This window comes from Fluviispira multicolorata (genome assembly GCF_009208585.1).
Classification (GTDB): Bacteria; Bdellovibrionota_B; Oligoflexia; order Silvanigrellales; family Silvanigrellaceae; genus Silvanigrella; species Silvanigrella multicolorata.
In genome coordinates this window covers 398,154-420,195 of record NZ_WFLN01000006.1, presented here as the reverse complement: position 1 = coordinate 420,195, position 22,042 = coordinate 398,154, and the positions used below count along the sequence as shown (strand labels likewise).

The 22,042-nt window shown below is 32.7% G+C and carries 21 protein-coding genes and 2 tRNA genes; 14 read left to right on the top strand and 9 right to left on the bottom strand.

The window, feature by feature from the left end; genetic code table 11:
* Position 1: 1 nt before the first annotated feature.
* Positions 2-817, bottom strand: a complete 816-nt coding sequence (locus GCL57_RS08230; RefSeq protein ID WP_152212873.1) for a helical backbone metal receptor — start codon at positions 815-817, stop codon at positions 2-4.
* Positions 814-2,025, bottom strand: a complete 1,212-nt coding sequence (locus tag GCL57_RS08225; RefSeq protein ID WP_152212872.1) for an RNA polymerase factor sigma-32 — start codon at positions 2,023-2,025, stop codon at positions 814-816. Before GCL57_RS08225 ends, GCL57_RS08230 begins: the two co-directional genes overlap by 4 nt.
* A 29-nt stretch (positions 2,026-2,054) precedes the next feature.
* Between GCL57_RS08225 and GCL57_RS08220 the strand changes: the two genes are divergently transcribed.
* The 13 genes from GCL57_RS08220 to GCL57_RS08165 all read left to right on the top strand — a co-directional run bounded on the left by GCL57_RS08220 (position 2,055) and on the right by GCL57_RS08165 (position 14,725).
* Positions 2,055-3,038 (top strand): diacylglycerol/lipid kinase family protein, encoded by a 984-nt coding sequence (locus tag GCL57_RS08220; protein ID WP_152212871.1) that lies wholly within the window; start codon positions 2,055-2,057, stop codon positions 3,036-3,038.
* Positions 3,039-3,066: 28 nt separating this feature from the next.
* Positions 3,067-3,828: a GNAT family N-acetyltransferase gene (locus GCL57_RS08215; RefSeq protein WP_152212870.1), complete on the top strand. Its 762-nt coding sequence runs from the start codon at positions 3,067-3,069 to the stop codon at positions 3,826-3,828.
* Between the two features lie 45 nt (positions 3,829-3,873).
* Positions 3,874-6,225, top strand: a complete 2,352-nt coding sequence (locus GCL57_RS08210) for an ATP-dependent helicase (protein ID WP_152212869.1) — start codon at positions 3,874-3,876, stop codon at positions 6,223-6,225.
* A gap of 20 nt (positions 6,226-6,245) precedes the next feature.
* Positions 6,246-6,914 (top strand): ribulose-phosphate 3-epimerase, encoded by a 669-nt coding sequence (gene rpe, locus GCL57_RS08205; RefSeq protein ID WP_152212868.1) that lies wholly within the window; start codon positions 6,246-6,248, stop codon positions 6,912-6,914.
* A gap of 64 nt (positions 6,915-6,978) precedes the next feature.
* Positions 6,979-7,983 carry a polyprenyl synthetase family protein gene (locus tag GCL57_RS08200; RefSeq protein WP_152212867.1) on the top strand — a complete coding sequence of 335 codons (1,005 nt, stop codon included), beginning with the start codon at positions 6,979-6,981 and terminating at the stop codon, positions 7,981-7,983.
* 5 nt (positions 7,984-7,988) lie between these two features.
* Positions 7,989-9,344: a M16 family metallopeptidase gene (locus tag GCL57_RS14870; protein WP_170271522.1), complete on the top strand. Its 1,356-nt coding sequence runs from the start codon at positions 7,989-7,991 to the stop codon at positions 9,342-9,344.
* Positions 9,322-10,278 (top strand): isopenicillin N synthase family dioxygenase, encoded by a 957-nt coding sequence (locus GCL57_RS08190; protein WP_170271520.1) that lies wholly within the window; start codon positions 9,322-9,324, stop codon positions 10,276-10,278. Before GCL57_RS14870 ends, GCL57_RS08190 begins: the two co-directional genes overlap by 23 nt.
* 25 nt (positions 10,279-10,303) lie before the next feature.
* A complete protein-coding gene (locus GCL57_RS08185) occupies positions 10,304-11,272 on the top strand; it encodes an ABC transporter ATP-binding protein (protein ID WP_152212866.1) in 969 nt (322 codons plus the stop codon).
* Positions 11,273-11,282: 10 nt separating this feature from the next.
* On the top strand, positions 11,283-12,053 hold the full coding sequence (locus GCL57_RS08180; RefSeq protein ID WP_152212865.1) for a nitroreductase family protein: 771 nt from the start codon (positions 11,283-11,285) through the stop codon (positions 12,051-12,053).
* A gap of 5 nt (positions 12,054-12,058) precedes the next feature.
* A complete protein-coding gene (locus GCL57_RS08175) occupies positions 12,059-13,066 on the top strand; it encodes an ABC transporter ATP-binding protein (protein ID WP_152212864.1) in 1,008 nt (335 codons plus the stop codon).
* 102 nt (positions 13,067-13,168) lie between these two features.
* On the top strand, positions 13,169-14,362 hold the full coding sequence (locus GCL57_RS08170) for a 4-hydroxyphenylpyruvate dioxygenase family protein (protein ID WP_152212863.1): 1,194 nt from the start codon (positions 13,169-13,171) through the stop codon (positions 14,360-14,362).
* A 121-nt stretch (positions 14,363-14,483) separates the two neighbouring features.
* The gene (locus GCL57_RS15075; RefSeq protein WP_281349649.1) at positions 14,484-14,615 is read left to right on the top strand and encodes a hypothetical protein; all 132 of its coding nucleotides are present in this window, start codon (positions 14,484-14,486) and stop codon (positions 14,613-14,615) included.
* Positions 14,616-14,635: 20 nt separating this feature from the next.
* A tRNA-Ser gene (locus tag GCL57_RS08165) sits at positions 14,636-14,725 on the top strand.
* A gap of 50 nt (positions 14,726-14,775) precedes the next feature.
* Here GCL57_RS08165 and GCL57_RS08160 read toward each other — a convergent pair.
* The 6 genes from GCL57_RS08160 to GCL57_RS08135 all read right to left on the bottom strand — a co-directional run bounded on the left by GCL57_RS08160 (position 14,776) and on the right by GCL57_RS08135 (position 18,573).
* Entirely contained in the window at positions 14,776-15,492 is a 717-nt protein-coding gene (locus tag GCL57_RS08160) for a hypothetical protein (RefSeq protein WP_152212862.1), read from the bottom strand.
* Between the two features lie 233 nt (positions 15,493-15,725).
* Positions 15,726-16,628 carry a tRNA glutamyl-Q(34) synthetase GluQRS gene (gluQRS, locus tag GCL57_RS08155; RefSeq protein WP_152212861.1) on the bottom strand — a complete coding sequence of 301 codons (903 nt, stop codon included), beginning with the start codon at positions 16,626-16,628 and terminating at the stop codon, positions 15,726-15,728.
* A 29-nt stretch (positions 16,629-16,657) separates the two neighbouring features.
* Positions 16,658-16,733 (bottom strand) — tRNA-Lys (locus tag GCL57_RS08150).
* 113 nt (positions 16,734-16,846) lie between these two features.
* On the bottom strand, positions 16,847-17,170 hold the full coding sequence (locus tag GCL57_RS08145) for an ATP synthase F0 subunit C (protein ID WP_152212860.1): 324 nt from the start codon (positions 17,168-17,170) through the stop codon (positions 16,847-16,849).
* A 213-nt stretch (positions 17,171-17,383) separates the two neighbouring features.
* On the bottom strand, positions 17,384-18,241 hold the full coding sequence (gene atpB / locus GCL57_RS08140) for a F0F1 ATP synthase subunit A (RefSeq protein ID WP_152212859.1): 858 nt from the start codon (positions 18,239-18,241) through the stop codon (positions 17,384-17,386).
* Between the two features lie 50 nt (positions 18,242-18,291).
* Complete coding sequence (locus GCL57_RS08135) at positions 18,292-18,573, bottom strand: hypothetical protein (protein WP_152212858.1); 282 nt, start codon at positions 18,571-18,573, stop codon at positions 18,292-18,294.
* A 364-nt stretch (positions 18,574-18,937) separates the two neighbouring features.
* Here GCL57_RS08135 and dnaA point away from each other — a divergent pair, with 364 nt between their 5' ends.
* On the top strand, positions 18,938-20,455 hold the full coding sequence (gene dnaA, locus GCL57_RS08130) for a chromosomal replication initiator protein DnaA (protein WP_152212857.1): 1,518 nt from the start codon (positions 18,938-18,940) through the stop codon (positions 20,453-20,455).
* On the opposite strand, the gene GCL57_RS08125 is transcribed toward dnaA, so the two are convergent.
* Positions 20,448-21,572 (bottom strand): L-threonylcarbamoyladenylate synthase, encoded by a 1,125-nt coding sequence (locus GCL57_RS08125; protein WP_152212856.1) that lies wholly within the window; start codon positions 21,570-21,572, stop codon positions 20,448-20,450. The two genes, dnaA and GCL57_RS08125, sit on opposite strands and share 8 nt — an antisense overlap.
* Between the last annotated feature and the right edge of the window lie 470 nt (positions 21,573-22,042).

The following is a 22,042-nucleotide window of genomic DNA, read 5'->3' as shown; positions in this document are numbered from 1 at the left end:
GTTACAAACCTTCTATAAACTTAATTCCTTCTGTAATTCTTGGTCCTGGTCTTACCAAAACATCTTTTGGAACCAATACAACCTCAATTTTTTCAGAATCTTTGCCAAAAATTTTCTTTATATTTTCTCTTTGTATAGCTAAAGATTCTTTTTCATTTTTTCCTTTGATGGCACCAACTAATATAATGTTAGGCTTATTTTTAAGTAAAAACTCAGTAGAAATAATCGGATATTTAATTACACTTTTACCAACAATATTTTTCAATCCTGATTTTAAAAATAAATCTCCAAGCCAAGTTTCTTCACTCACTGAATAAATAGGATTAAATTGCAATACAAATAGAAAAGATTTTTTATTTTTTACTCTAAGCTCTAAAGAATTAATTGCTTTTTGAATATCTCTAGATAATTCTATACCTTTTTTTTTAGCGCCTAAGCTCTCTGCGATATTATTGATTATTTTTGGTAAATCATCTGCAATCTTTGGATTGACCTCTATAATTTTAATACCATAAGATTTTAGCTTATTTAATTTTGAAACAGGATTTCCCTCTGTTGCAAGTACAACATTTGCACCTGAAATTAATATTCTTTCAAGACTTGGGTCGTTGTATTGACCTACTTTATAAACTGATTGTGCCTGTTTTGGAAAATCGCATAGAAATGTATTGCCAACAAGTTGATCTTCTAGTTCAAGAGCAAAAACAATTTCGGTTAAATTAGGTGCTAGAGTAACTATTTTTTGCTTATTTATTGCATATGAAAATTGATTAAATATAAATGAGAATAAAATTAATAAAAATAATTTTATTCTCATTTCATTATTCCAGAGGCAATAATTCTATCTTTTATTTTTTTAATAACACGTGCCTCAAGTTGCCGAGCTCTTTCTCGAGTAATACCATATTTATCACCTACATCTTGAAGTGTAATCGGCTCATCTGACATTATTCTGTTATGAAAAATAAATGAATCACGTTCATTAAGATCTTTTTCAACAAATGCCATTTCTTTTCTTAGTATTTTTAAAAGTTGTTCTCTTTCATATGAAAGTCCTGGATCTTCTGTGTCCGACAAAAGCAAATCAACTTGACGAACATCATTTTCTTCACCCACAGGTGTATCAAGAGACACATCATTTTTAGTTAATCTTTGTTGCATTTCTATGACATCATTTGGCTGAACTCCGATCCTTTCCGCAAGTAAATTTGCATCAAATTTTTGCGTCAAAGCATAAAGTCTTTCGGCTTCTCCTCTCAGCCTAAAAAATAATTTCCTTTGTGCATCTGTAGTTCCCATACGAACAAGACTTTTATTATCCATTAGAAATTTTAAAATATAGGCGCGGATCCACCATGCGCTGTAGGTTGAAAGTTTAACTCCTCTGTAAGGGTTAAAACGATTCACCGCTTGCACAAGCCCCGCATTTCCTTCTTGAATGAGATCTAGAATTTGAGAATACGCTCTGCGATATTCCATAGCAATTTTTACTACTAGACGTAGATTTGCAGTTACAAGCTGGTTACGGGCACTAATTTCATTGTGATCATAGGCTCGTATGGCTACTTCTTTTTCTTCTTCACGTGTCATCAGTGAATATCTGCGTAACTCAGCAAGATATCTTTGCAAAGCATTGGTTGTAACAAGTGCGGGTTCTTTTCCTGTAATATCAAGTGCATCTTCTAAATCAATATCTTCATCTTCATAATCAGAATCTTCACTTTTCAATGCAGGTAGAATGTCTGCATCATCTAAAATGACTTCAGATTCGGAGTCTTTATAATTGTCTACATCTATTATATCGTGATCTCTCGATGACTCATTTGAATCATCATCACTCAATATTTCTGCATCGAGTAAATCTTGTTGCTTTACTTTGGAGTTTTTATTTGTTTTTAAATATGAGTTTGATGTTTTCAATTTTTCATGCGCAGAGACACGAACAAAAGACTTCTTTTTTTCTTTTTTCGTCTTATCATTTTGTGTTTCATCATCAACTATCACAATCTCTTTCTTACGAGTCATAGGGTTTACTCCCTGAAAAGGAATCTACAATGCTCAGAGTCGGAATTATTTCCAACCCTTTTGCAAAAATCAATAAACTCAACCCTGAGTACAACACTCATCTTTGGTATACTTTAGCCAATAACGGACAACTTGAAGTGACCCGCTCTCTTGAGCAGCTTAATCAAGTGTGCCAAGAATTTAGCGAAAGAAATATCAATCTAGTTGGAATTGTTGGTGGCGATGGAAGTATTAGTCTTGTTCTCTCCGCTCTATACAAGGCATATGGTGCGGATAGACTTCCTAAAATTCTTCTCCTTAAAGGAGGAACCATTAACTTTCTTGCTTCTAATTTAGGTATTAAAAACGATGCAAGAACGTGCCTAGAAGACACAATACAGCTCATCAGCAAAAAACATACCATGAAAGAAGCTATTCTCAGTACAATCCATGTCAATGGGCGACTTGGATTTATCTTTGCAAATGGAGTTGCTGCCTCATTTTTAGAAGAATTTTATAAAGATAAAACCAACTCCTTTGGTGCCGCCCTAAAAGTGGCAGGATATATTGCTGATGGAATTTTTCAAGGGAAATTAAATGGAGAATTTCATAAAATTGTTAGACAACAACAAATGAAAATCGAAATATTCCCTACATCAATTTCTGCCAATGAAAAATCATCTGTACAATTAAGCGACAAATATAGTATGATTTTAGCATCAACTGTCCCAAAGTTGCCTTTGACATCTCGATTTTTTAAGAAGGTTATTATGGGTGATAATTCAGCAGAAATGATAACCATAGCAGAAAAAGGCTCTAAGCTCTTAAAAGGAGCTATAAAAGCTTTAACTGGTCGTAGTATTTACAATTTATCCAACGTTAATTCCATAAAATTTCAGAAAGCTATTATCACTTGTGAAGAAAACACATCATATTCTCTCGATGGAGATCTCATTTCCAATGCAGATGGCAAAATCACCATTGAAATGGGACCAAACTTTGTGTTTTGCTCTCCTTACGATATAGCTAAATAGATATTATTTAGCTACAAAAGGAATTTATATGAGTTCAAAAGAAAAAAGAGAAAAGGAACGTGAAAAAGAAGATTTAAAAGAAGAAAAAAGATTTTTTGAAGGAAAAAGAAGTTTTTCAGTTCGAGAACTTGAAATTCAAGATCTCGCAGAAGTCTACAACTTAGGCGAAACCTGTTTTCGTGCTGATCTCTGGCCTATGCTTTATCGCGGTTGGGATGAATACGAAGTTACAACAATGTTTAACACAGATGGTGATTACTGTCTTGTAGCCGAAAATGATGAGTTTGAAAAGGGAATAGATTCTGACGATGAACGAATTGTCGGCTTTGTCTTAGGCACAGTAATGTCTAAACCGGGCACAGCTTGGAGCTATGGATACATCGTTTGGCTTTGCGCGCATCCCAATTGGCAAAGAGAGGGAGTTGCAAGTAAGTTAATTGATAAAGTAGTTGAAGCCTTTGTTGAAAATGAAGGTGTCCGCATTATCATGGCTGATACTGACCCAAGCAATGAAAGAGCCGTGAAATTTTTTAAGAAAAAAGGATTTGATCAAGAAAGACAACATGTTTTTTTGACCTCAAATATTGAAAACAATCCACTTTATTCAAATTTATTACATAAATCTCGTGCACAAGCATTAGAAGAGCAATATTTGAAAAAAATCAGAAGACTTGCTGTTGGATCCTCTGGTTTAGCTGCAGTTAAAAATCAAAAGAGAAAAAATGTGAATAGCAAAAAAAATTCGCAGACAGCAAAACAAAAAAAAGCGAAGAAAAAGAAAAAAAAGTAATTTATAAAATTTTTTTGAAATGAACGCTAAAGGACAGACTTAAAAATGTTTAATGAAACAGAAATACCGGACTTCACAAGCCTTAATCCAGCTCAGTTTACTGCTTGTACACATAAAGACGGCCCCGCCGTTGTCTACGCAGGGGCAGGCAGTGGCAAAACAAAGGTTATCTGTTCTAGAATCGCTTGGCTTATTACCCATGAACATATTCCATCTGGAGCAATATTAGCAGTTACTTTCACAAATAAAGCTGCGAAAGAAATGAAAGAACGAGTTGAACAATACATAGGAACAAAGCGATCAAAAAATGTCATTGTTTCAACTTTCCATTCATTCTGTGCAAAATTTTTAAGAATATATGCTGAAGAAGCTGGATATAATTCTAGTTTTTCAATTTATGACGACGATGATCAAAAAAGTTTATTAAAAGATATTTTAAAAAAACTAAATATTTCTGACAAGTTATTATCAGTCAATACAGTTAAATCAAAAATTGATAAAATTAAAAACCAAGGCAATACACCTGAAGAGTATTTAATTGAATTGAAAAATAATATAGAAATATCTACTCGAGAACAAAGATATCAACTGAGAAGTTTTGGTGAACAATACGATCCCGAACTTATTCAAAAAATATATGCAATGTATCAACACGCTTTAAAACAACAAAATGCAATGGATTTTAACGATTTGCTTTTAGTGATGTTCAAAACTCTTGAAAACAAACCACATGTCCTCGAATCTTTACAAAATAGATTTCGTTATTTTTTAATAGATGAATTTCAAGATACAAACCCAATTCAATTTAAACTCATTCACCTTTTAAGCTCAAAAAACAAAAATTTATTTATTGTGGGAGATGATGATCAAAGTATTTATTCATGGCGAGGAGCAGAACCAACCTTTATTCTAAACTTTCATAATCTTTATACCAATGCAAAAGTATTTAAACTTGAAGAAAATTATAGAAGCTCTAAAAATATTATTCAAGCTGCAACGGATATCATAAAAAATAATAGAACTCGTGCTGACAAAACTTTATTTACTAATAATGATTCTGGTTCAAAAATTAAAATAAAGTCTTGTGACGATCCTTATATAGAATCCAAATTCATTGCAAATGAGATTTATTCTGGTGTGCAAACAAATGGAAAATTTTCTGATTTTTGTATATTATATAGAACAAACGCACAGAGCCGTTCTATTGAAGACGAACTTAGAAGAAGAATGATGCCTTATATTATTTATGGCTCAGTTCGCTTTTATGAAAGAGCAGAAATTAAAATATTACTAGCATATATAAAATTAATTATTAATCCAACAGATGATGCTGCTCTTCAAAAAGTAATAAACACTCCCCGCAGAGGCTTTGGGGATAAAGCTTTATTAAAACTTAAAGAACTTTCTTATACTCGCGATGAAAATTTATTAAAAACAATTACAGAAATAGTTTATGGTGGAATTGAAAATGAAGTTTCTCGCTCTATTGCAGCCGTGAAAGACTTTGTAATGTGTTATCAAAAATGGAGAAGTAATCTTGAATATCATAATAAACCTTCTATAACTATTTCAGAATTGATTTCAGATATTAATTTTGAAGAATATTTAAGAAATTCATATCCTGAAGATTTTGATGAAAGATGGCTAAATATTATCGAATTAAAAAATGCCATTATCGAATTTGAAAATTTAAATTATGAAGATGAATTTGAACAAGAACAAAAATCATTTACAGGAATGGAAAAGCTCTCACGTTTTCTAGAGCAAGCTATGCTCACAGTTGAACCAACTGTTGTCAATGTTCAACAGGGCACTGCTAATGCAATCACCTTAATGACTATTCACTCCGCTAAAGGGCTTGAATTTCCTAAAGTTTTTATAGCAGGACTCGAAGAAGGAATTCTTCCTCATCAAAATTCAATCGATTCCCCTGAAGCAGTTGAAGAAGAACGTAGACTTATGTATGTAGCCGTTACACGGGCAAAAAATAAATTAATCTTAACAAATTGCAAACGTAACAGGTATAAAGATTTTTTACCTGCACAAGAAAGTCGTTTTATTTCAGAAATTTCTTTCGAACTCTTAGATTGGGTAGACTCTCCTAAAAAATCAGTTCCGAGAGAATTTGGAAAAATTATTTCCAAACCAACCTTTATTGACAAACCCAGAATTTTTAAAGGTGACGATCTCTTAAACAATGAAAATAATAATTGTAACCAAGATAATATTCAAAACACTGTCTGGAAAAAAGGACAAAAAGTTTCGCATAAAGTTTTTGGTGAAGGTGTTATTCGAGAAATCGAAAAAAGCACTTCTGGGTATAGACTCAGAATTAAGTTTGATAAAAATTCTGTAGGTGAAAAAACTCTTATTCATACCTATGTCACACCAATTTAAATAGTAAAAAGGTAACTTAAATGAACAAAGAATTAAAAGTTTCACCATCCATTGCCGCCGGGAATCTTATGCGACTCGAAGATGAGGTTCGTAAATTAGAAATGAGTGGAGCGGACAGTATTCATTTCGATGTTATGGATGGACATTTTGTTCCACTTTTAACAATCGGCATTCCCTTTATTGAACAAATGAGAAAAATAACAAGTATGCACCTAGATGTACATATCATGGTCACTAATCCAGATTTTTCTTTTGAAAATTATTTAGCTGCGGGCGCAGACACTCTTTCATTTCATATAGAGACATCATTACATCCCCATAGAATTTGCACAAAAATTAAAGATGCTGGAAAGCGAGCTGGAATTGCTTTAAACCCTGCTACGCATTGGAAAGATATTGAATATTTACTGCCAACACTCGATCAGGTCACCTTAATGACTGTTAATCCGGGGTTTTCTAGACAAGCTCATATTCCCAGTGTGCATAAAAAGATTTTAGAATTGTCAAAGTTTCGCGGCGAAAATAATTTAAAATTCGATATCATGATAGACGGAGGTGTTAGTCATGAAAATGCAAATACATTGGCTAAACTCGGAGTGGATATTGTTGTTGCGGGCGGTGCTGTTTTTAATTTTGAAGATTATAAAGAAGCCATTGCAAAAATAAAAAAAGCATCCTCATCAAACTAACTTTAAAATAGAAAATGAAGTATTCTTTATTTTAATTTAATATAAAGCGAAAAGAATTATAGATATGATACCGACCTTTTTCCAACCAATTTCAAATGAATTGAGTGCACTTGAAAAAAAATTAATCGATTTTTTACTCACACCAAATAAACCAACTAATCAAGTTTTAGAACATATTTTTTCATCAGGTGGAAAAAGAATTCGGCCCGCACTTTTTCTTTTATGTGCAAAACTTATTAATTATGATGGAGAACATAAATTTTCAATTGCATCTGTCTGTGAATATATTCACACAGCAAGTTTATTACATGATGACGTTATCGATAGCTCAACTTTACGAAGAAATAAACCAACTATAAATTCTGTATGGGGTGATGAAACAGCAGTTTTAACAGGAGATCTCATTTATTCCGCAGCATGTCGATTGATGGTTAAAACAAAAAATTTAGAACTCATTGATGATTTTGCTGAATGCATTCGATTTATGAGTGAAAGTGAACTATTTCAACTCGAACTCTTATGGCAAATTGATACAACATATGCACAATATGAAAGAGTGATATCTGGTAAAACTGCAAATTTATTTCTATGTAGCACAAAAACTCCATGTTATTTAGCAAATTCTGATAAATTAACAACACAGCTTTTAGGTGAATATGGTGAACATATTGGTTTAGCATTTCAAATATTCGATGATTATTTAGATTATGCAGGAGAAGAAATTCAAGTTGGTAAACCAATAGCAGCGGATTTATTAGAAGGTAAAATAACCCTTCCCCTTATATACGCTTTAAATTCTAACAATCAATTTGCACAAAAATTAAAAAATCTTGTAAATAAAATTATTGAAACAAACAATGCTTCAAGTGATGAAAAACACGAATTGATAAAACTCGTGAAAGAAACAGAAGGTTTAAGCAAAAGTCTTAAAAGAGCTGAGTTTCATGCCGAAAAAGCAAGAAATTGCCTGATCGAATATTCAAAAAATAAAGAATTAAATTCAGAACAAAGAATTGCTTTAAAATGTTTACTTGAAATAACTTATTTTGTCTTGAATAGAAAGAGTTAACACAAATGAAACCGCTTACTTTAAATAAACACACATTAAGCAACGGTATGCCCGTTTTTTATTGCCACACCCCAGATAGCGTTTGTTTTGAACTTTCAATACATATCAACACGGGTGCACGAGACGAAACTGAAAAAAACAGTGGAATATCACATTTTTTAGAGCATATGATGTTTCGAGGCACAAAATCCTATCCAAATTCCATACAGCTCTCAAAAGCAATGGAATCTTTTGGTGGAGAAACAAATGCAATGACAGGAATTGAAAACACCACATATTGGTTAAGAGGGGATGCCGAAAAAACGCTTGATGCAATTGATTGCTTTTCTGATTTCTTTTTAAGACCAAACTATGCAGATTTAGAAATTGAACGCTCTGTTATTTTACAAGAAATGGCTTCAGATTTTAATGAGGCTGGAGATAGTATTGACACAGAATCCTTAGCTATGTCTACTTTATTTTCTAATCATCCTCTTGGAAATCCAATTATTGGAAAAGAAGAAATTATAAAAATAATTTCTGTAAATGATTTATCAGAAAAAAGGCGCGACTTTTATACACCAAATAGATGTGTTTTAACTATTCACTCTTCAGCTTCTGAAAAAGAGGTAATAAATAAAATTGAAAAAGCTTTTGGAAATGAATGGAAACACACAATTAATTCAAATCCGCTAAGAATATCTGCAGAAAATTATATTCCACAAATAAATAAACTAAAAAAACCACAAAATGCTCTTTGCCTTCAAAATAATCCTGACAATCAATTTGCTGTTAAACTCATTTTTCCAACAGTTGGTGGTCTTTCAGATGAAGTTGTTCTTATAACTTTTCTGCAAAGAATACTTGATGACGGAATATGTACACGACTTCCAGCAAATATACGAGAAAAGCATGGTCTTGTTTATGACATAAGTTGTGATACTCAATACTTTAGCGAAATAGGTACTTTTAGTATTGATGCGACTGTATCAGAAGATCTTATGCCTAATTTATTAGAAAAACTATCTCAAGAACTCCGCAACATCATTTCTGAAAAACCTATGCAAGAAGAAATTGATCACATTCGTTTTCGTTATATTTTTGATTTAAAGCAAATTAAAGAAACACCCTCACGTCTTTTAAATAGAGAAGTATCCGCATATTTCATGAATCAAAAACTAAGCTTAGATGATGAAATAAATATTGTTAAATCAATTACTGCTGATCAAATTTTAAAAACTGCGAAAACTGTATTTGGCGCAGCTCGAAGAGGATTTGTATTAATTGGACCAAAAGCTCGTAAAAAAAGAGAACTTGTTGAAAAATTAATGTCTATATTTGATGGTATTGGAGACATAAATGAAAAAAGTTCCCCTCACTGATGTAAAACTTTATACACAAGGATCATTGAAAGAAAAAGAGGAGTTCATTAAAGTATTTGGACATTCCTTACAAGAATTCGGTTTTGTTATTATTGAAGGACATAATATTTCAGCAAATTTAATAAATGAAAGTTATACTCTAATCAAAGAAGTTTTTTCTCTACCTATTGAAAACAAATTAAAATATGTTGAAAATTCTGGATTGGGTCAGAGAGGATATGTTCATTTTGGTCTTGAACACGCCAAGAACTCTTTTAAGGGAGACTTAAAAGAGTTCTGGCATATTGGAAGAGAACATTTTTTAGATGAAAAATTTAAAAATGAATATGCAAAAAACATATGGCCAGACAGTCATTTACCTCATTTTAAACCAAAAATATTAGATCTCTATAATAAACTGGATCAACTTTCACAGATATTATTATCATCGCTTTCTGAATATTTAAACTTACCAAAATACACTCTTCCACAAATGGCGATGGATGGAAATTCTGTTTTAAGAGCACTACATTATCCTCCTCTAAAACAAGAGCAATTTTCATCTGGTGCCGTCCGTGCTGCAGCACATGAGGACATCAATCTCATTACAATTCTTTGCGAAGCCACTGAAAGTGGGCTTGAAATTCTAACCAGGAAAGGTCATTGGCTTGAAATTGAATGCAAGCAAGGCCAAATGATTATTGATTCTGGTGATATGCTCTCTCGAATTACAAATAATGTTATCCCTTCAACAACGCATCGAGTTATAAACCCCAAAGGAATTCAAAATGTTTCACGTTATTCAATGCCATTTTTTGTACATGCCTTTGAAAAATGTGAATTAAATGTGCTGGAAAACTGTAAATCTCCTTCAAAACCTACACTGTACCCTCCTATCCTTGCTAATGAATTTTTGTTACAAAGATTAAGAGAAAATGGACTGGGAAAAATATAACAGCTTCTTAAGTGGAGACATAAAGGTGAATGAAAAAGTTATCCTAAGTGTTGAAAATTTAGTCACCAGTTTCAATATTGCAGGAAAAGATATTAATGCAGTTGATAATTGTTCTTTCCAAGTAAAAAAAGGGATGACTTTAGGAATAGTAGGAGAATCTGGTTGCGGAAAAAGTGTTACAAGTCTTTCCATAATGAGACTTATCCAAACTCCACCTGGAAAAATATCATCTGGTAAAATACTATTTGAAAATAAAGATCTTTTAAAATTAAAAGAACCTGAAATACGTTCCATACGCGGCAATAGAATATCAATGATTTTTCAAGAACCTATGACAAGTTTAAATCCTGTCTATACAATTGGAAGCCAAATTGCTGAGGTTTTCATACTTCACAAAGGTGCAAGCCATAAAGAGGCTCGTAATCTTTCTATAGAAATGCTAAAACAAGTACGCATTCCTTCCCCCGAAAAAAGAATAGATGAATATCCACATCAACTTTCTGGTGGAATGCGACAAAGAATTATGATTGCAATTGCATTAGCATGTAAACCTTCTTTATTAATTGCGGACGAACCAACAACAGCGCTCGATGTAACAATTCAAGCACAAATACTTGCACTCATGAATAATTTACAAAAAGAAAATGGAATGTCGACTATTTTAATCACACATGACCTAGGGGTTGTAGCAGAAACCTGCGATGACGTCGCTGTAATGTATGCTGGAAAAATTGTTGAAAAATCAAGTGCAAAAGAATTATTTACCAATCCAAAGCATCCCTATACCATTGGTTTATTAAACTCGATTCCAAAACTTGGTGTAAAAAAACACCGACTAAATACAATTCCTGGCATGGTACCATCGCTTGGAAAATTACCAAAAGGCTGTCGATTTCAAGATAGATGTACTTTAATGTCTGACGAGTGTAAAGTAACAGAACCCGAATTAAAAACACTTAGTCAAAATAAACAAGCTGCATGTTTAAAAATATAAGGATACATAAATGGCCGAAACAATTTTTAATTCAGTCCCTAAACACAATTATAGTGAGCTTGAACCTAATATTAATCCAGATGAGTTTCGTAAAGTAGTTCAGTCAAGACGAAGTGTTCGAATATTTAATGGAACACCTATCCCAGAAAGCATAATGAACGAATGTCTTGATATTGCATTACTCGCACCTAATTCTTCTAATTTACAGCCTTGGGAGTTTTATTGGGTACGTTCTCTTGAAAAGAAAAATGAATTGATAAAAGCGTGTCTATCACAACCAGCTGCAAACACAGCAGCAGAACTTATTGTTTGCGTAGCACGAACTGACACATGGAAACAAAATGCAAAAAAAATGCTCGAAGTTTTTGATAAAAATAAAGGTAACATTCCCAATAGTGTTATTGATTATTATAAAAAATTAGTACCCCTAGCATATACTCAAGGCTATTTTAGTATTCTCGGGACATTAAAAAGACCTATTTTATTTTTAAGAGGTCTTAAAACCCCAACACCGAGAAACCCAGTAAGTAATAATGATATGATCCTTTGGGCTACAAAAACTTGTTCATTAGCAGCAGAAAATCTAATGCTCGCATTGAGAGCTTTTTCTTTTGATTCCTGCCCTATGGAAGGATTTGATGCAAAAATAATAGAAAGAATTTTAGAGCTCCCAAGCGATGCACATGTTGTTATGGTAATCGCTGCAGGCAAAAGAGCTCCTAATGGAATTTATGGTTCTCGAATTCGATTTGAACGTGAACTATTTATAAAAGAGGTTTAGAATAAATGATAGATGAATATATTTTGCAAATAAAAAATTTAGTAAAATACTTTCCAATATCTGGCGGTATTTTTGGAAAAGAAATTGCAAAAGTTCATGCTGTCGATGATGTTTCTTTTAGCTTAAAAAAAGGACAAACTCTTGGACTTGTGGGTGAATCTGGTTGTGGAAAAAGCACCTTGGGAAGAACAATATTAAGATTACTTGAACCAACTTCCGGAAATATTGTTTTTGATGGGAAAGATATTACAAAATTATCCCAAAAAGAATTAAGACCTTTGCGAAAAGAAATTCAGATCGTATTTCAAGATCCTTTTGCGAGTTTAAATCCAAGAATGTCGGTGCAAGAAATTTTATCTGAACCTTTTGAAATTCATAATTTATACAAAAATCCTGAAGAACGAAAAAATAAAATTAAAAATTTACTCAGTGAAGTTGGTTTAAATCCTGAATCGATTGACAGATATCCTCATGAATTCTCAGGTGGACAAAGACAGAGAATAGGTATAGCACGCGCCCTATCATTAAACCCCAAAATAATTGTCTGTGACGAACCTGTGAGTGCTCTTGATGTTTCTATTCAAAGTCAAATTTTAAATTTAATGATGGATTTAAGAGATAAATATAATTTATCTTATATTTTTATTGCTCATGATTTATCTGTAATAGAACATATTTCAGACTATGTTGCAGTCATGTATTTAGGAAAAATTGTTGAATATACATCCTCACAGAATTTATATAACAATCCTATTCATCCATATACACAAGCTTTGATATCAAGTATTCCTCGTCATGATATTGTTGAAAAGAGAGAGCGCCAGGTTATACAAGGAGATGTTCCTAGTCCAATAAATCCTCCAAGCGGTTGTCGTTTTCACACTCGATGTCCATTTGCTAAAGAGAAATGCTCAACTCAAGAACCTAAATTAGAGAACCACGGAACTCAACTCAGTCCTCACTTTGTTTCCTGTCACTTTAGCAGTGAGTTAAAAAATAAAATAATTGTTTAATTAAAAAATTGTATTATTAAAAATAAATCAAAAATCATTTCTTCCTTTACTTTATTCTATTTTTAGTCCACTATAAGTAGCTAATAATTTGGAGGAAAAATCATGCAAAAGAATCATAAATCTATAGGTCTTTTTGGTTATCATTCAATTCAATATTTTACTCGAGAGCTTGAAAAAACAATTCAATGGCATAAAGAAAAATTTGGATTTGTTGAAATTGCAAAATCTAGCCCTGAATGGGAAAAAAAGAATGGAATGCGTTCCGTCGTTCTAAATGGTTCTGGCAGACTTGGCTGGATATTTACTGAACCAATTGAAAAAGCATCTTCTGCAGGCCGTTATTTAAATATGCATCCTGATGGTGTTGCTTTTTTAAATTTCAAAGTGAAAAATTTAAAAAACACGGCTGAATTTCTTGTTGATAGAAAAGCTGCATTTCTATATGATATTGAAACTCATAAATCAAATAATGACGGTGTTTGGAAAGAAGTAGCAATTGCAACAGCAATTGATGATGTTGGTTTTCGCTTTATTGAAGAAAATAGTTATGAGCAATTTGCACCAGGTTTTATTTGGACAAATAAAGATGCAAAAGACAATTTAAATCCCCTTGGACTTGATCTCGGTATAGATCACGTTACCTGTAATGCTCGCTCAATGCACTCGATTACAGAGTTTTACAGGCATTGCCTTGGCTTCGAACAGTATTGGGGGATTGAGTTTCACACAACCCACCATACCACTGAGCACAGCACTGGTTCCGGCCTTGAAAGTATTGTTATGTGGGACAAAGAAAGCGGTATAAAATTTGCAACAAATCAACCACTCTCTCCTTATTTTAATAATTCACAAATTGAAATTTATATAGAAGATAACCATGGATCTGGCATTCAACATATTGCAATTGGAACTAAAAATATTATTCATGCAGTCAGTCAAATAAAAGAAAGAAAAGCTGTCTTCCTAGAAGCTTCTGATAAATATTATCAGCAATTGCCAGATCGAATGAACACTATGAATCTCAAAAAAATCAATGAACCTATGGACGTTATTCAAAAAAATAATATTCTTCTTGATGGAGCGAATGGAAAATACTTATTACAGATCTTTATGAAAGAACAAAGCATTCAATTTGATAATAAAAATTATGGTCCTTTTTTCTATGAAATCATTCAACGTGAAGGCGACGATAGTTTTGGGGAAGGCAATTTTAAAGCTCTTTTTGATAGTATTGAAAAGCAACAAGTCGCTGATCAAAGACAAGAAATGAGAGATAGAATCGATTCCCTTTCTTAGTTTCACTTTTTTTAAAAAAAGCTTGCACACCCCATATGCGCATGCTAAATCTCAACGCCTGTATTGGAGAAGTTCGGCAGCAGTTTCGACTTCCCAACTTTCTTTGTGAGGAGACAAAAAAATGGGTAAGAGCGACAACCGCCGTACGTTTAAAATGAAGAGAAAAAAATCTCAAGCAGCTAAAAAAGCTCGTATCAAAGCTAAAATCGTTGCAGCGCAAGCTGTGGTTAAAAAAACTTCTGCTAAGAAGTAATAAGTTATCTAGCTATATTTGGAGAGATGGCCGAGTGGCTTAAGGCGGCGGTCTTGAAAACCGTTGTAGGTGTGAGCCTACCGGGGGTTCGAATCCCTCTCTCTCCGCCATTTTAAATGCCGACTTGTTTATTGCAAGTCGGCATTTTTATTAATAAATATTATTTCACAGACCAAAAAACCCAATTCAGTGCTAAGTTATTTATGGGACCATTGGTGTCCCAAAAATTTCCATTCCATTTACCTATTATTCCTTGATTACTAATTCCCCATAGATTTCCTAATTTATCAAAAGCAATCATCTTCATTTTCCAGCCACCAAGATTTCCAAGATTTTCTATATGCTTACCATTCCATCGACCCATATTACCGGCTTCGCTCACGCACCAAAAAGTTCCTGCCAAATCAAATGCAACCATTTTTACATTCCAACCATCTAGATTTCCAAAGTTATACCATGATTTTCCATTCCATTTACCAACATTGCCATCAACACCCACACTCCAATATTTTGCCTCTTTATAATCAAAAGCAACCATTTTTAGGTTCCAACCACCCGGAAATCCAAGATCTTCCCAATTTGTTCCCGTCCATTGCCCCATTCTTCCATCTAAATGAACAGCTAAAAGAATATTTGATTCAGCATATGTCATCATTTTTACAGGCCAACCGCCCATATACCCCAAGTCACTCCACGATGAGCTAAATGAATTCCACTTTTCAACTCTATTGCTGTTTGAAATTGCCATCGTGTTCATAGGATATAAAATTTTAGCCTGTGCCTCTAATACAGACTCATTTTGAGCATTATCTGCATATATATTTGTAGAAAAATTTGTAAAAAATAAGGAGGTTAAGAGAACAATTTTTTTACGCATTCGAATACCTTTCTATTGATTTGTTTGAGAGAGAGAGAGTTTTTGATCGTATAAAAAAAGCTATAAAAAACAAGTGCCAATTTATTGACAAAAATTTATAAATAAATATAGGAAAGTTTAATTTTACTACATTTTATACTACGTAAATAAGTAAAATTACGTTAATTTAAAAATTATTTGGATTAAAGAATAAATCTAATTTAGTTTGAACTATTTATTATTGAATATTTATTTTAAAATATTTTAACTAAATTGAATTTAAAATATTTAGCTGAATTAATTAATATTTCAGCATTATTTTTTGACTCATCATTTATTATGGAAATAAAAAAAGAGTTAATTCCAAGATACTTTAAAGCAGAAAAAATATTCTCTCTCGAATTTTCCATTAATAGTGGATAAGCTTTAGTTTGTTTCGAAAGTTTTTGACCAAGTTCATTTACCACGATTGGAATATGAGCATAGGAAGGAGTTTTAAAATCTAAATATTTCTGCAAATAAATTTGTCGTGGCGTTTGTAATAAAAGATCACTCCCTCTCACAACTTCTGTGATTCCCTGTAAATGATCATCAATTACCACTGCAAGCTGATAAGACGCAAAGTTTTCAACTCTCCATATTGTAAAATCACCAACTTCATTCATTATATTTTGTTTTAACATTCCATATATTAAATCTATAAAAGATATTTCAATATTATTTACTTTAATTCGTTTAGAATGCTTTTTTAAATCTAAAATATTTAAATTTCTACATCTCCCTCTATATATTGCTTCACCCGTCTGGGGTTGTATATCATGTTGAGAAATTCCTTTTCGATTACAAATGCAATTATAAACAAACTCCTTAGACTTTAATAATTTTAAATAGTCTTGATAAATGTGACTTCTTTTTGATTGATATATAATTTCATCATCCCATTGGAATCCATATTGTTCTAAAACTGTTAAAATGGAATAAATTGCGTCCTTTTGAATACGTGTTGTATCAACATCTTCAATTCTAACTAACCATTTACCAGATTGAGAACGCGCTCTAAGATAACTTGCTATAGCAGTTACAAGTGAACCGAAATGTAGTTTTCCAGTTGGAGAGGGAGCAAAACGACCTATATAGTTTACAGGAGTTATATGCATAATTTGGCTGGGAGCTTAAATTAAAAATATGGTGAAGGGTCAGGGACTCGAACCCTGGACCAAGAGATTAAGAGTCTCTTGCTCTACCAACTGAGCTAACCCTCCACGTGTATTCAGTGTTGTTATCTAAGATGAGTATTGAAGTCAAGAGCGTTTATAAAAAAAGAGCCTACGTATAATATCGTAGGCTCCTATAAATTAATGAAAAATACTTGGAATTATTTACCAAGAATAAGGAATGCAATAATAAGACCTAAGATTGCTTGAAACTCAATAAGAGCCATTGCAAGAAGGAATGGTGTAAAGATTTTGTTGTAAGCTTGTGGGTTACGACCAATACTTTCAAGCGCTCCTTTTGCAGCATGTCCTTGACCTTGTCCAGCACCAACAACTGCAAGACCAATTGCAAGACCAGCACCAATTAACTTAAGTCCTGTACCAGTAGACATACCTGTAGCAGCTGCTTCTTCTGCTACAGCAGGAAGTGTTGTTAACAGAGCAGTTGTTGCGGCAGCAGTGATTAATGCGTATTTGCTTTTCATATTATTCTCCTGAATAAAAAACTAATTAAATAAATAGTAACAACACCCATTTTTTCAAAACTTTGTGAAAGCAGAATTCTAGTTCTCATTCACTGATTCCAATGGAATCTCCTCAAAGAGGTTAGGAAAATTACAAAATCATATTTACAAACTAAATGGTAAATTTAATAAATGAATTTATAATTCCTTTTAATCTATAAGACAAAAGCCCAATTAATGGTGAGCTTTTGAGTCAAGAGCAAGTTTAATATACACAGCACTCAAGGTCATAAAAATAAATGCTTGAAGACATGCAACAAATGTACCAAAGCCAAGAAATATAGCTGGAATTGGAATAAATGGAATATAAAGATCTTTCATAAGTCCTGAGAAAATTGCGAAGACAAAGTGATCTCCTGAAATATTCCCAAAAATACGAAGAGATAATGATAATGGGCGGGACATAAGACTGATAAATTCAATTAAAAACATAAGTGGAGCCATCCATAAAACGGGACCAGCTAAATGTTTAATATAATGAAAACCAGCTTCTTTTAAGCCATAATAATTAAAGTAAACAAATATTGCCATTGCTGCTGCAAAAGTAAATGACATGCTTGATGTTGCAGGAGAAAACCCAGGTAAAACCCCAGATAAGTTTGAGATTATTAGAACAAAAAATGTTCCACCCAATACACCTACAAAACGCATCCAGTGTTTTTCACCAATAGTAGATTCAAGTGTTGATGAAACCACAGACCAGCACAATTCAAAAAAAGCAATAAGACCGAATTTCTTTGGTGGAAGAATTTCCTCATCACTCATTTGCTCTGGTTTCATACGAGAAAAACCAGAAACAATTGCAATAACAATTAAAAGCAATACCGCAAATGCTGAAGCAAATACGGGGGACCATTGTTCTGCTTTCAATGCAATTAAATTTGCAGAAGTTTCAGGATTAAAAATAGAAAAGAATTTAACTAAAATTTCATGATACCAATTCACAACCTGGACTCCCGAAGAATCTGCATGAGCTGCAGGCATAATAGCGAGTGATAAAAAAGCTAATATAGCAATAATTTTACGTTTCATATTGTTTATAAAGGATCCCTTCGTAAAATATCAAAGCAAACACATGCCAATTACCTTAATGAAGCCCTTCTTGCAAGTAGGTAGAGCAAAAAGGTGACTAAGGCTGATAAAAAAAATACAATCAAGTGCAATGCTAAATAAAGTGTTTTATATTTAAGCATTAAAAATGCAAGTAAAGCAAACCCTGAATATTTTAAAAGCATAGCAATTGCTTTAGAAAAGCCAGTTTGCCCAAGCCCCTGATCAAGCGTTGCTTTTGCTTGAAGCACAATGCCAAGCATTATAATAACACCTGATAAGCTAAATAAGACCGTTCCTAGAATATCATTCACCCTTTTCCTCGCTCTCATTCTTTTTGTTATGAATGAGTTTTCTAACTGATTTATAAATCAATATTGCTGTTACCAATAAAACAATAAATGTGATTAACAACTCAAATAATAGAGAAGATATGTTCCATGATTCAAAAAACTCTTTACCACTTTTGGAATCTCCCCAAACCCATGTTGTAATAATGAGAATGAACGAAGAAGTGATTTGACTATAGAGTATTGCAATTGACCTTAACTCTTTGCTCATATAATAGGCACCAAAAATTAGGCAAAACACTTGACCATACGAATCAGTCTCGTAATTATCGAACCTGCAGTCTTGGAAAAATTTTCAAACCTGCAAACCCTATAAGAGGCTTATTTCATGTTAGATAGAGATTTCAATCAAATTTTTTCAGAAAAACTACGTATTCGCTTTGTTGAGCTTGGACTCTCCAAGTCAACTGCCACTAAAATAGCAAAACTAGTGACTCCAATACGTATTGATGGAAATACAATAGTATCTTCATGTTCAGATCCTTTTTATCGCGATCAATTTATTTCTCCTAAAATTGATGAAATTGAAAAAATAGCAAAACAATGTTTTGGTTCTGAATATTCATTTAAAATTGATTCTCATCCAAATGATTTAAACCAAATTAAAAATAATTCTCTTCCACAAAAAAACGAAACAAGAGATGAAATCACTCTATTTCCAGATGAACAGATATATTATTCAGAAAAAAAGAAAAAAGTAAAAGGAAAGACACTTCAAGATAACTTCACACCAACTAAAACAGAAGAACCTACATCTTTAATAATTGAAACTAAAGACATAAGCATTCAAAATGCAGAGAAACCAAGAACTTTAGATGCATCACAAAATTTCAGCACATTTATTCGTTGTGAGAGCAATCTAGTTGCTTATTCAGCATGTGAAGCTGTGGCAAAAAACCCAGGAAATTTATCTAATCCTCTGTTTATTTATGGGGCAACAGGATTAGGCAAAACACACCTTTTACATTCTGTTGGTAATGAAATACAGCACAAAATTCCAGATGCAAAAATTCTTTATATTACCAGTGAAGACTTTGTAAATGATGTTATTCATAGAGGAATTCGAGTTGGTAAAATGGATGAGGTGCGAATGAAATATAGCGCTTGTGATGTTTTATTAGTTGACGATATACAATTCTTAGAAAAGAAAGACGCATGTCAAATAGAGTTTTTCCATACTTTCAATGAGCTTTATCAAAAAAGAAAGCAAATTGTCATTACAAGCGATAAGTTCCCAAAAGATATTCCGAATATTGAAGAGCGTTTAAAAAGCCGCTTTCTGCAAGGACTGCTCGTAGATATTGAGCCACCTGGATTTGAAGATCGTGTTGCAATCATTGAAACAAAAGCAAATTTAATCGGTTTAAAAATAAATCAAGAAATTTCATTTCTAATTGCAACTCATGCAAAAACAAATGTAAGAGAAATACAAGGGCTACTTAAAGATCTTTTAATGAATCAACACATGACGGGTCGCACACCGACTATTGAATCGGTAACCGCAATTTTAAAAAGAAGATTTCCATCAGGATCTGTAGAATCCACCATTGATATTGCTGCAATTCAAAAAGTTGTGGCAAATCATTTTCAAATAAAAATGTCTGACTTAATGGGTCAAAGTCGTCAGCAAAAATTTGTCATTGCAAGACATATAGCAATGTTTTTAGCAAAAGAAATGATTGGGTTGCAAATAGTTGCAATTGCCAGTGCATTTGGAAAAAAAGATCACACGACTGTTTTACATGCTATGTCAAAAGTAAAAGAATCATTAGATAAAGATGATGAATTCAGAGGGAATTTTGTACAAATTAAAAGAAAACTAGATCAAATCATGCAATCTAATTAACTATTTGAATATATTTTCCAGATGCAGCTCTAAAAATTCTGTCAAAAACTGCTAATATTTTTTCATTATTTTCAAAATTTAAATCAGGTAGTAAGATATATTTTGCTCCTTCTATATTTTCGGCCATTCTTAAACAAGAAAATAAATTATGACTTGCTTCATCGCAGTTACCTTGACTAGACAAATCTAAATATTTTAAACAATGACTCGATAAATTTTTATTTTTTTGAGAAAAATCAATAATAACTGCACTTTTCAAAAGTGATTTTTCAAAATTTTGCACTGTTTCATTGTTCACTTTCGGCTGCCCCATAATAAAAGCTTCGATTGAAGGTGCATAATGCGTAAGCAATTGCCCTGGAGCATCAAGAGACATTTCATTTTTATTCGCTTTTTGTAAATCAGTTAGCTTAATCTCCCTCTTAATAACATGAAAAGTGAAATTAATATGAGCTTCATTTAATGCATTTTTAATTTGTAGTGAGCTGATTGCACCTGGTCTTAAGAGAGAAATATTATTTTCTTCTGAAATTTTAATTACAGTAGATTCTATACCAATGGTACATGCTTCAGAATGATCTAAAATAGAAAGATCTTCAACATTTCCTAAATCATCAAACACATGCTGAGCAGTTGTAGGGCTTACATGTCCGAACCTATTTGCACTTGGCGCTGCAACAGGAATATTTGCTCTCTTAAGCAATTCTTGAGCTACATGATGAGAAGGAATCCTTAAAGCTATGGAATCCCCGCCTGCTGTTATAATTTTTGGCACAATATCTGAGGCCTTAACTATTAATGTCAGAGGTCCTGGCCAAAAGTTTGAACCTAGAATGTCAAAACATTGTCTTTGAAACCCAGACATTTTTGTTAAACTTTCTGCTTGACGCATGAAACTAATATGAACAATGAGTGGATCAGATTTGGGACGACCTTTTGCTGCAAATATTTTTTCCGTAGCACTTTCACTTAATGCATTTGCGCCGAGTCCAAAGACAGTTTCTGTTGGAAAAGCAACTAAAGAGTTAGAAATGAGTGCATTTGCACAAGAAGTTAATGATTCTTCAGATAAAGGTAAAATTTTCGCCACAAGCTTCTCCGATGATTTTTGTTTCATATTCGCTTCTTAAACGACTTATCCACATGTTATCCACATGGTAACATACCCATATAGGTGATCGCACTTTTTCCATATTTCAGAATGATTTTCAAGGTTTTTATAAAAAGTTATCCACATAAAAGCATCAAGTTATCCACATATCCACATTCTACATTTTCATGCAAACTTTAAATTTGATAAGATAACCTACCCATTTTTCTTCTGTGGATAACATGTGGACAACGTGTGGATAACATGTGGACAACTTATTTGCACTTTTTATTAGCACATACTTATCCACAGGATTTGAGACTTATCCACACTCTATCCACATGTTATCCACACGTTATCCACATTCTTTTTGGGCTTTTTTCTTAGTAATTTGTCTTATATTATCAAGATTTACATTAAATGCTTCCTAAGTTATCCACATAAATAGGAACAGCCTACTACTACTTCTAATAAAAAAGAGATTCTATTTCTTAATA

Bases quoted from the DNA above. Each gene is read 5' to 3' on its own strand.
- GCL57_RS08230 (WP_152212873.1), bottom strand. From the start codon at position 817: ATGAGAATAAAATTATTTTTATTAATTTTATTCTCATTTATATTTAAT.
- GCL57_RS08225 (WP_152212872.1), bottom strand. From the start codon at position 2,025: ATGACTCGTAAGAAAGAGATTGTGATAGTTGATGATGAAACACAAAAT.
- GCL57_RS08220 (WP_152212871.1), top strand. From the start codon at position 2,055: ATGCTCAGAGTCGGAATTATTTCCAACCCTTTTGCAAAAATCAATAAA.
- GCL57_RS08215 (WP_152212870.1), top strand. From the start codon at position 3,067: ATGAGTTCAAAAGAAAAAAGAGAAAAGGAACGTGAAAAAGAAGATTTA.
- GCL57_RS08210 (WP_152212869.1), top strand. From the start codon at position 3,874: ATGTTTAATGAAACAGAAATACCGGACTTCACAAGCCTTAATCCAGCT.
- rpe (WP_152212868.1), top strand. From the start codon at position 6,246: ATGAACAAAGAATTAAAAGTTTCACCATCCATTGCCGCCGGGAATCTT.
- GCL57_RS08200 (WP_152212867.1), top strand. From the start codon at position 6,979: ATGATACCGACCTTTTTCCAACCAATTTCAAATGAATTGAGTGCACTT.
- GCL57_RS14870 (WP_170271522.1), top strand. From the start codon at position 7,989: ATGAAACCGCTTACTTTAAATAAACACACATTAAGCAACGGTATGCCC.
- GCL57_RS08190 (WP_170271520.1), top strand. From the start codon at position 9,322: ATGAAAAAAGTTCCCCTCACTGATGTAAAACTTTATACACAAGGATCA.
- GCL57_RS08180 (WP_152212865.1), top strand. From the start codon at position 11,283: ATGGCCGAAACAATTTTTAATTCAGTCCCTAAACACAATTATAGTGAG.
- GCL57_RS08175 (WP_152212864.1), top strand. From the start codon at position 12,059: ATGATAGATGAATATATTTTGCAAATAAAAAATTTAGTAAAATACTTT.
- GCL57_RS08170 (WP_152212863.1), top strand. From the start codon at position 13,169: ATGCAAAAGAATCATAAATCTATAGGTCTTTTTGGTTATCATTCAATT.
- GCL57_RS15075 (WP_281349649.1), top strand. From the start codon at position 14,484: ATGGGTAAGAGCGACAACCGCCGTACGTTTAAAATGAAGAGAAAAAAA.
- GCL57_RS08160 (WP_152212862.1), bottom strand. From the start codon at position 15,492: ATGCGTAAAAAAATTGTTCTCTTAACCTCCTTATTTTTTACAAATTTT.
- gluQRS (WP_152212861.1), bottom strand. From the start codon at position 16,628: ATGCATATAACTCCTGTAAACTATATAGGTCGTTTTGCTCCCTCTCCA.
- GCL57_RS08145 (WP_152212860.1), bottom strand. From the start codon at position 17,170: ATGAAAAGCAAATACGCATTAATCACTGCTGCCGCAACAACTGCTCTG.
- atpB (WP_152212859.1), bottom strand. From the start codon at position 18,241: ATGAAACGTAAAATTATTGCTATATTAGCTTTTTTATCACTCGCTATT.
- dnaA (WP_152212857.1), top strand. From the start codon at position 18,938: ATGTTAGATAGAGATTTCAATCAAATTTTTTCAGAAAAACTACGTATT.
- GCL57_RS08125 (WP_152212856.1), bottom strand. From the start codon at position 21,572: ATGAAACAAAAATCATCGGAGAAGCTTGTGGCGAAAATTTTACCTTTA.